The organism is Vibrio sp. Vb1026 (assembly GCF_033338745.1).
Lineage (GTDB): Bacteria > Pseudomonadota > Gammaproteobacteria > Enterobacterales > Vibrionaceae > Vibrio > Vibrio alginolyticus.
On sequence record NZ_JAWOTH010000109.1, the window covers coordinates 1 to 1,309 of the forward strand.

A 1,309-nucleotide genomic window follows, 5' to 3' on the forward strand; every position below is an offset into this window, starting at 1 on the left:
CTTCGGTTAAATGATGGGGTTAGCAAATAAAAAGGGCAGCCAGTTGGCTACCCTATGGAGTGGTACACCGAATTGAGAGAATCAGTGAATCAAGCCAAGTTCTCTTGCTTCTTCAATGCTTAACCCGCTTTCGCGGATTTCACGCAGTGCCTCAATGCGACGTCTGGCTTCTGCTGATTTCACTGTTTTCTCTGGCTTCACAACGGTTTCTTCTTCTTCGGGTAATTCCCACTTGTGAGCGATGTTGGTCATCTCGTCATGGTCGATAGAATTAATGGACATATTTCCTCCGAACACACCATGTTTTGGACAGCTAATCTATAGCAAACCCACTGTGCGGAGGTAAGAAAAACAGTGGGGAAATGTGACCCCTCCCGACCTTTCATCAACTCGTTAATAGATTCATCACTTACCTTTTGCCAAAGGCCAAATTTACGATTAAATTTGAAAAATTCCCCCTAAGAAAAGTGTGCTGATCCAGCTCTCACTTTTGTCTTTTTTTATCACACTCTCGTAACCAAAATTCGACTTTTTCTTTCATTCAAGTTTCGAGTCACTTCACCTATTCGGTCGATTACGCTTTCTTCTCATTTGCACATACGATAATGATAATAATTATCTTTTGTATTGGTTGGGTATTTTTAATGAGTGAGATTAATTTAAGTCACGCCTTTCACAGCGATCCGGTCATCCAGATCCGAGATTTGTGCGTGGACTACATCACCGACAATGGTGACTTTAATGCGGTGAAATCGGTCAGCTTTGATATTGGAAAAGGCGAAGTATTCGGCCTTGCTGGGGAATCTGGATGCGGAAAGAGTACCATCGCTTTTTCGATCAATCGTCTGCACAAGCCGCCCGCGTTTATCTCTGGTGGACAAATTCTGTTCCAAGGTAAGGACATCTTACGTTTGTCCGATAAGGAGCTAGGCGCGCTGCGGTGGAGCGAAATCGCCATGGTATTCCAAAGCGCCATGAACTCGCTTAATCCGGTACTGACCATTCAAGAGCAGTTTGCAGACGTCCTACGTCATCATCAAGGACTCAGCAACGAGCAAGCCAAAGATCGCGCCGAAAAACTGCTCGATTTGGTGAACATCCCTCGAGATCGACTGGGTGAATATCCGCACCAGTTCTCTGGGGGAATGCGCCAAAGGCTGGTTATTGCCATCGCGCTGTCTTTAAACCCTAAGCTCATTATTATGGATGAACCAACGACAGCGCTTGATGTGGTGGTGCAGCGAGAGATCCTGCAACAAATTTATCAGCTGAGAGAAGAATTTGGTTTCTCAGTTCTTTTCATCACCCA

The 1,309-nt window shown here is 45.1% G+C and carries 2 protein-coding genes; one reads left to right on the plus strand and one right to left on the minus strand.

Going from position 1 to position 1,309, the window contains the following annotated elements; translation table 11 throughout:
* Window positions 1–81: 81 nt before the first annotated feature.
* A complete protein-coding gene (locus R7E47_RS24545) occupies window positions 82–282 on the minus strand; it encodes a PA3496 family putative envelope integrity protein (RefSeq protein ID WP_318085320.1) in 201 nt (66 codons plus the stop codon).
* 362 nt (window positions 283–644) lie between these two features.
* Between R7E47_RS24545 and R7E47_RS24550 the strand changes: the two genes are divergently transcribed.
* The coding region (locus R7E47_RS24550; protein ID WP_318085323.1) for an ABC transporter ATP-binding protein at window positions 645–1,309 on the plus strand (665 nt) is incomplete at its 3' end.

Excerpts from the sequence above, each read along its gene's own strand:
- R7E47_RS24545 (WP_318085320.1), bottom strand. The coding sequence starts at position 282 with ATGTCCATTAATTCTATCGACCATGACGAGATGACCAACATCGCTCAC.